This is a genomic window from Streptomyces sp. NPDC058662, from assembly GCF_042716255.1.
GTDB lineage: Bacteria > Actinomycetota > Actinomycetes > Streptomycetales > Streptomycetaceae > Streptomyces.
In genome coordinates this window covers 1-6,567 of the sequence record NZ_JBHXRU010000175.1, presented here as the reverse complement: position 1 = coordinate 6,567, position 6,567 = coordinate 1, and the positions used below count along the sequence as shown (strand labels likewise).

Genomic DNA, 6,567 nt, shown 5'->3' with positions numbered 1-6,567 from the left:
GGTCCGTCCGCTGCCGTTCGAGCCGCCGCGGACGGACCCGGCCCCGGGCCCCGCGCCCGCGGGCGGGACGCCGGCGGGCGACCGGATCCCCAGCTACCCCGCCGCCGAGCGGGCGGTACGCGCCGTCGCCGAGGCGGTCCGGTACGGCCAGTGGCGGCGCTCCAACGCCGAGGTCCGCCAGGTCCCCGAGTTCGAGGACATCGACGAGGCGGGGGCCGCGGCCCAGCTGGACCGGCTGATGGCCGACGTCGACGGCGGAGCCGTACTGACCCTGGCCGAATGGGACGCCCGCGAGCTGCTCGCCCGGTACGGGATCCGCGTCCTGTCCACCCTGCCCGCGCCCAGCCCCGACGCGGCGGTCCGGGCGGCCTCGATCCTGGGCTACCCGGTGGCCCTCAAGACGACCGCCCCGCACCTGCGCCACCGCGCGGACCTGGGCGGCGTACGGCTCGACCTCACGAACGAGACCGAGCTGCGGCGCTCGTACGAGGAGGTCACCGAGGCACTGGGCAAGCCGGCGGAGCTCCAGCCGGTGGTGCAGGCCATGGTGCCGCGCGGCGTCGACACGGTGGTCCGCTCCGTCATCGACCCGGCCGCGGGCGCCGTCCTCTCCTTCGGGCTCGCCGGCGTCGCGTCCGAGCTGCTCGGGGACACCGCCCACCGGCTCGTCCCGGCCACGGACCGGGACGCCGCCGGGCTGATCCGGTCGATCCGGGCGGCGCCCCTGCTCTTCGGCTGGCGCGGCAGCGACCCGGTCGACACCGGGGCCCTGGAGGAGCTGCTCCTGCGGCTCTCGCGGCTCGTGGACGACCACCCCGAGGTGGTCGGTGTGTCGCTGGAGCCCGTCGTGGTCGCCGCCGAGGGCCTCTCGGTGCTGAGCGCCACCGTCCGGGTCGCCCGGCCTCCCGCCCGCAGCGATCTCGGCCCGCGGACCCTGCCCAGTTACTGAGCGGGTCCGGCGAGGCCGGGGTGCCCCGTACGGGCCTTAGGATGGACCTCATGGCGAAATCCGGTACGACGACCCAGGGGCTGCGCACGGCGATCGAGCGCAGCGGCTACTACCCGGCCCTCGTGGCCGAGGCCGTGGAGGCCGCGGTGGGCGGCGAGCCGATCTCGTCGTACCTGGTCCACCAGGAGACGACCTTCGACTCCAACGAGGTGCGCCGCCATGTCACGGTGCTGGTCCTGACCGGCAACCGGTTCATCGTCAGCCACACCGACGAGCAGGCCGCCGACGCCGGGTCGCCGTCCCCGTACGCGACCACCTCCACCGAGTCCGTCAAGCTCTCCAGCATCTCCTCGGTGGTCCTCAGCCGGGTCGTCGCCAACCCGGAGTCCTACACCCCGGGCACCCTGCCCCGCGAGGTCGTCCTGACCATCGGCTGGGGCGCGGTCTCGCGGATCGACCTGGAGCCGGCCGCCTGCGGCGACCCGAACTGCGACTCCGACCACGGCTACACCGGCAACTCCACCGCGGACGACCTCAGCCTGCGGGTCAGCGAGGCGGGCGACGGCCCGGAGGCGGTGCGCCAGACCCTCGTCTTCGCGCAGGCGCTGTCCGAGGCCACCGCGGCCACCTCCACCCCCGCCCGCTGATGGCGTACTCCGCCGCGCAGGACTGGCCGGAACCGCTGGACCTCGCCGGAGCCCCCGTGCCGGAGTACGGCGCCGGCTCGCTCGCCGACCTGCTGCCCACGCTCGTGGCCGGCCAGGGCGTCCCCGGCTTCACCGCCTCCATCGCCGAGCTGACCCCGGCCGACCGGAACTGCGTCTTCCTCGTCGACGGCATGGGGTGGGAGCAGATCAGGGCCCACCAGGACGAGGCCCCGTACCTGGCCTCCCTGCTCGGCAGCTCGCGCGGCGGCACCGGCCGCCCGATCACCGCGGGATTCCCGGCGACCACCGCCACCTCGCTGGCCTCCGTCGGGACCGGCCTGCCGCCCGCGCGGCACGGCCTGCCCGGCTACGCGGTGCGCAACCCGGCCACCGGCGAGCTGATGAACCAGCTCCGCTGGCACCCGTGGACCCAGCCCAAGCCCTGGCAGCCGTACCCTACGGTCTTCCAGCTCGCCGACAAGGCGGGGGTGGCGACGGCCCAGGTGTCCTCACCCGCCTTCCAGACCACCCCGCTCACCAAGGTCGCGCTGAGCGGCGGTACCTTCCTGGGCCGGATGACCGGCGAGGACCGGATGGACCTCGCGGCCGAGCGCCTCGCGGCCGGCGACCGCTCGCTCGTGTACACGTACTACAGCGAACTCGACGGGGCCGGCCACCGGCACGGCGTGGACTCCGACGCCTGGCGCGGCCAGCTGATGTACGTGGACCGGCTGGTCCAGCGGCTCGCCGAGCAGCTGCCGCCGCGCACCGCGCTGTACGTGACCGCGGACCACGGCATGGTCGACGTGCCCTTCGACGAGGACTCCCGCGTCGACTACGACGAGGACTGGGAACTGGGCGCGGGCGTGGCCCTGCTCGGCGGCGAGGGCAGGGCCCGGCACGTGTACGCCGTCCCGGGCGCCGCGGCCGATGTGCTGACCGTGTGGCGCGAGGTACTCGGCGACCGGTTCTGGGTCGCCAGCCGCGAAGAGGCCCTGGAACTGGGCTGGTTCGGGACGCCGGGGGAGTGCGACGAGCGGGTGCTGGGCCGGATCGGCGACGTGGTCGCGGCCGCCCAGGCGGACGTCGCGATCACCGCTTCGCGCAACGAGCCCAACGAGTCCGCGCTCGTCGGGATGCACGGCTCCATGACCCCGGCCGAGCAGCTCGTCCCGCTGCTCGAAATCCGCTCCTGACCGGCTGAAGGCCCCCACCCTCCCACGACCCGAAAGGTCCCGTACTTCCCATGCCCGAGCTGGTGTTCTTCTCCGGAACGATGGACTGCGGAAAGAGCACCCTGGCGCTCCAGATTGCGCACAACCGCGATGCACGGGGACTCCAGGGCGTGATCTTCACCCGTGACGACCGGGCGGGCGAGGGCAAGCTCTCCTCCCGGCTCGGCCTGGTGACGGAGGCGATCGAGGCGCCGGAGGGCATGGACCTGTACGCGTACCTGGTCGCCCAGCTGTCCAAGGGCGGCAAGGCCGACTACGTGATCGTGGACGAGGCGCAGTTCCTGGCCCCCGAGCAGATCGACCAGCTGGCCCGCATCGTGGACGACCTCGGCCTGGACGTCTTCGCCTTCGGCATCACGACGGACTTCCGCACCAAACTCTTCCCCGGCTCGCAGCGCCTGATCGAACTGGCGGACCGCCTGGAGCAGCTCCAGGTCGAGGCCCTGTGCTGGTGCGGCGCCCGCGCCACGCACAACGCCCGTACCGTGGGCGGGGAGATGGTCGTCGAGGGCGCCCAGGTCGTCGTCGGCGATGTGAACCGCCCGGCGGAGGAGATCGGCTACGAGGTCCTGTGCCGCCGCCACCACCGCAGGCGCATGACCTCGGCCGCGGCCCACGCGGGCGCCCTCTCCCCGGACGTCCTCCCGGTCAACCACGCCTGACCGTCCGCCTCGGCGGTACCGCCGACGGCCGGTCTAGGCGGGCCAGTTCCGCAGGAGGGCGTCGAGGGCGTCCAGGATCTTGGGCCAGGTCTCCTCCGGGTCCGGGGCGCTGTGGCTGAAGCTTCCGCCGGCCTCCAGGCTGACGTAGCCGTGGAAGACGCTGCCCAGGAGCCTGACGGCGTGGGTCTCGTCCGGTTCCGGCAGGTCGTAGCCGCGCAGGATCGCCCGTGTCATCCGCGCGTGCCGGCCGCCGGCGCCGGCGGCCGCCTCCTGCGGGGTGAGCCGCAACTGGGTGGCGGTGTAGCGGCCGGGGTGTTCCCGGGCGTAGTCGCGGTAGACGTGCCCGAAGGCGGTCAGGGCGTCCTTGCCGGCCCTGCCCGCGAGGGCCCCGGCGGCCCGGTCGGCGAGTTCCTCCAGGGCGAGCTGGGCGATCCGCACCTTGAGGTCGCGGGAGTTGCGCACGTGCGAGTACAGGCTCGCCACCTTGACGTCGAAGCGGCGGGCGAGCGCCGAGACCGTCACCTCCTCGAAGCCGACCTCATCGGCGAGTTCGGCTCCCGCCCGGGCCAGGCGTTCCGGGGTCAGTCCCACGCGAACCATAACCATCCTCTCGGTCGACCTCACCCATTATGGAGTTGCCTAAATGCTTTAGGCAACTTAGCGTCGTCCTATGCAGCCCCTGACCGAGCAAGAGATCCGTGCCGCCTTCGTGAACTGCACCCGCGGCGAGGCGAAGCGCCTGGCCGTCCCGCGCGATCTGGCCGACCGGCCGTGGGACGACCTGGACTACCTGGGCTGGCGCGATCCGCAGAGCCCCGAGCGCACCTACCTCGTGGCCGAGCTGGACGGGCGCCCCACCGGCCTCGCCCTGCGCTGCCCCGGCTCCCCGTCCGGGCAGAACCGGCGCAGCATGTGCTCGGTGTGCGTGACCACGCACATCGGCGGCGTGTCCCTGATGGTCGCGCCGAAGTCGGGGAAGGCCGGGAAGCAGGGCAACTCGGTGGGCGTCTACCTCTGCAGCGACCTGTCCTGCTCCCTCTACGTGCGCGGGAAGAAGGACGCGGGGGTCGGTGCGCGGCTCCACGAGACGCTCACGACGCAGGAGAGGATCCAGCGGGTCGCGGTGAACCTCGCCGCGTTCGTCTCCCGGGTCACCGCGTGAGGCGCCGGGGTCCCCGGCGCCGGGCCGCCCGGGGCCGCGCGGTCGGGCTCAGGTCTCCGGGTGGGACCGTACGAGGGTGAAGACCGCGCCCTCCGGGTCCGCCACCGTGGCCACCCGCCCGTGCGGCCCCTCGCGCGGAGGCTCGACGACGCGCCCGCCGAGCCCGGCGACGCGCGCGGCGGCCTCGTCGGTGTCCGCGACCTCGAAGTACGCCATCCAGTGCGGGCCGCGGTCGTGCGGGAGCGAGCGCCCCACTCCGTGGACGGCCGCCACCGGACGCCCCTCCAGGCGCAGGGTCAGGTAGTCGAAGTCGTCGGAGGCCGTCTCGTGCGTCAGCGCCTCGTGCCCGAAGACGTGCTCGTAGAACTTGCCGACCGTGGAGCTGTCCTGGGTGACCAGCTCGTTCCAGACGGGGGTGCCCGGCGCCCCGTGCAGTTGGGTACCCATCCGCGACGCGGCCTGCCAGATCCCGAAGATCGCCCCCAGCGGGTCGGAGCAGATCGCCACCCGCCCGGCGATCCCGGCGTCCAGCGGGCCGACCGCCACCGTGCCCCCGCACGAGCGGATGGCCTCGGCCGTGGCGTCGGCGTCGTCGGTGGCCAGGTACGTCGTCCAGGCCACCGGAAGATGCCGGTCCGGCGGCATCTCGCCGATCCCGGCCACCTCCTGGCCGTCCAGCAGCGCGCGCACGTACGGGCCGAGCTGCTCGGGCCCGGCCACGTACTCCCATCCGAACAGGTCCGCGTAGAAGTCCTCGGTGGTACCGAGGCTGTGCACCATCAGGCTCACCCAGCACGGTGTGCCGGGCGTACGCCGGGTCGCTTGCGCTGCCTCGGTCATGTCAGCAGTCTCCTCCGTCGTCCCGCTCGGTCGGGCCGATGCTTCCACTCCGGGACGCTCGGCGCGCCCCGACCGGCCGCGTCCGGGCCAGGGGGACAGAGATGACCGGATCGGTGCGCCCGGCCGGTGGCGGGCTTGTTCCGTGTGCCCCGCGCGGGGAGGAAGATGCGTGTATGACTGCGAAATCCACGATCCTCTCCGCCGCCGAACTGCAGAGCGAACTGGCCGGTTCCCGGCCGCCCGTCCTGCTGGACGTCCGCTGGCAGCTCGGAGGCCCCGACCAGCGGCCCGCGTACGAGGCCGGCCACCTGCCGGGCGCCGTGTACATCGACCTCGACCGCGAACTGGCAGGTCCGGCGGGGTCGGGAGGCCGGCACCCGCTGCCGGACCCGGAGGCCTTCGGAGCGGTCATGCGGCGGGCCGGCGTCTCGGCGGACCGGCCGGTGGTCGTGTACGACGGGGGCCAGGGATGGGCGGCGGCCCGGGGCTGGTGGCTGCTGCGCTGGACGGGCCACCCCGATGTGCGGGTCCTGGACGGGGGCCTGGCTGCGTGGGCGGAGGCCGGAGGCGCGGTGACAGCCGAACGAGTGACTCCCGACAAGGGCGATTTCAAGCCAACTTCGGCGCTGACCGGACTGCTGGACGCGGACGGAGCGGCCGCGCGGGCCCGTACAGGGGTGCTCCTCGACGCACGCGCGGGCGAGCGGTACCGGGGCGAGGTCGAGCCGATCGACCCGGTCGGCGGTCACATCCCCGGCGCGGTGTCGGCCCCGACCACCGAGAACGTGGGCCCGGACGGGAGATTCCTGCCGGCGGACGTGCTGCGCGGCCGCTTCGAGGCCCTCGGCGCCGGCGGCACGGTACCCGTCGGCGTGTACTGCGGCTCGGGCGTCTCGGGAGCGCAGCAGGTGCTGGCCCTCGCGGTGGCGGGCATCGACGCGGACCTCTACGCGGGCAGTTGGTCCCAGTGGTCCGCGGACCCGCGACGCCCCGTGGCCACGGGCCCGGACCCGCGGTAGCCGCACGCCCGGCGGCGGCGCGGGAGGCGCCACCGCGGACGCGCGTCCGCGGT

At 74.0% G+C, this 6,567-nt stretch carries 8 protein-coding genes; 6 read left to right on the top strand and 2 right to left on the bottom strand.

Annotated elements, in window-relative coordinates; genetic code table 11:
- The 4 genes from ACFWUQ_RS30790 to ACFWUQ_RS30775 form a co-directional block, all read left to right on the top strand.
- A partial coding sequence (locus ACFWUQ_RS30790) for an acetate--CoA ligase family protein (protein WP_384544588.1) occupies positions 1-949 on the top strand: 949 nt, incomplete at its 5' end.
- 50 nt (positions 950-999) lie between these two features.
- On the top strand, positions 1,000-1,596 hold the full coding sequence (locus ACFWUQ_RS30785) for a DUF5998 family protein (protein WP_073909804.1): 597 nt from the start codon (positions 1,000-1,002) through the stop codon (positions 1,594-1,596).
- On the top strand, positions 1,596-2,792 hold the full coding sequence (locus tag ACFWUQ_RS30780; protein WP_384544586.1) for an alkaline phosphatase family protein: 1,197 nt from the start codon (positions 1,596-1,598) through the stop codon (positions 2,790-2,792). The genes ACFWUQ_RS30785 and ACFWUQ_RS30780 overlap by 1 nt, the downstream gene beginning before the upstream one ends.
- Before the next feature lie 50 nt (positions 2,793-2,842).
- Positions 2,843-3,493 (top strand): thymidine kinase, encoded by a 651-nt coding sequence (locus ACFWUQ_RS30775; protein ID WP_384544584.1) that lies wholly within the window; start codon positions 2,843-2,845, stop codon positions 3,491-3,493.
- Between the two features lie 33 nt (positions 3,494-3,526).
- On the opposite strand, the gene ACFWUQ_RS30770 is transcribed toward ACFWUQ_RS30775, so the two are convergent.
- Entirely contained in the window at positions 3,527-4,093 is a 567-nt protein-coding gene (locus ACFWUQ_RS30770; protein ID WP_384544582.1) for a TetR/AcrR family transcriptional regulator, read from the bottom strand.
- Between the two features lie 70 nt (positions 4,094-4,163).
- Here ACFWUQ_RS30770 and ACFWUQ_RS30765 point away from each other — a divergent pair, with 70 nt between their 5' ends.
- The gene (locus ACFWUQ_RS30765) at positions 4,164-4,655 is read left to right on the top strand and encodes an FBP domain-containing protein (protein WP_384544580.1); all 492 of its coding nucleotides are present in this window, start codon (positions 4,164-4,166) and stop codon (positions 4,653-4,655) included.
- Positions 4,656-4,703: 48 nt separating this feature from the next.
- Here the strand turns inward: ACFWUQ_RS30765 and ACFWUQ_RS30760 are convergent, their stop codons facing one another.
- The gene (locus ACFWUQ_RS30760) at positions 4,704-5,495 is read right to left on the bottom strand and encodes a VOC family protein (protein WP_384544578.1); all 792 of its coding nucleotides are present in this window, start codon (positions 5,493-5,495) and stop codon (positions 4,704-4,706) included.
- A 173-nt stretch (positions 5,496-5,668) separates the two neighbouring features.
- Between ACFWUQ_RS30760 and ACFWUQ_RS30755 the strand changes: the two genes are divergently transcribed.
- Positions 5,669-6,514 carry a sulfurtransferase gene (locus ACFWUQ_RS30755; protein WP_384544576.1) on the top strand — a complete coding sequence of 282 codons (846 nt, stop codon included), beginning with the start codon at positions 5,669-5,671 and terminating at the stop codon, positions 6,512-6,514.
- Positions 6,515-6,567 lie beyond the last annotated feature (53 nt).

Excerpts from the sequence above, each read along its gene's own strand:
- ACFWUQ_RS30780 (WP_384544586.1), top strand. The coding sequence starts at position 1,596 with ATGGCGTACTCCGCCGCGCAGGACTGGCCGGAACCGCTGGACCTCGCC.
- ACFWUQ_RS30760 (WP_384544578.1), bottom strand. The coding sequence starts at position 5,495 with ATGACCGAGGCAGCGCAAGCGACCCGGCGTACGCCCGGCACACCGTGC.
- ACFWUQ_RS30765 (WP_384544580.1), top strand. The coding sequence starts at position 4,164 with ATGCAGCCCCTGACCGAGCAAGAGATCCGTGCCGCCTTCGTGAACTGC.
- ACFWUQ_RS30775 (WP_384544584.1), top strand. The coding sequence starts at position 2,843 with ATGCCCGAGCTGGTGTTCTTCTCCGGAACGATGGACTGCGGAAAGAGC.
- ACFWUQ_RS30770 (WP_384544582.1), bottom strand. The coding sequence starts at position 4,093 with ATGGTTCGCGTGGGACTGACCCCGGAACGCCTGGCCCGGGCGGGAGCC.
- ACFWUQ_RS30755 (WP_384544576.1), top strand. The coding sequence starts at position 5,669 with ATGACTGCGAAATCCACGATCCTCTCCGCCGCCGAACTGCAGAGCGAA.
- ACFWUQ_RS30785 (WP_073909804.1), top strand. The coding sequence starts at position 1,000 with ATGGCGAAATCCGGTACGACGACCCAGGGGCTGCGCACGGCGATCGAG.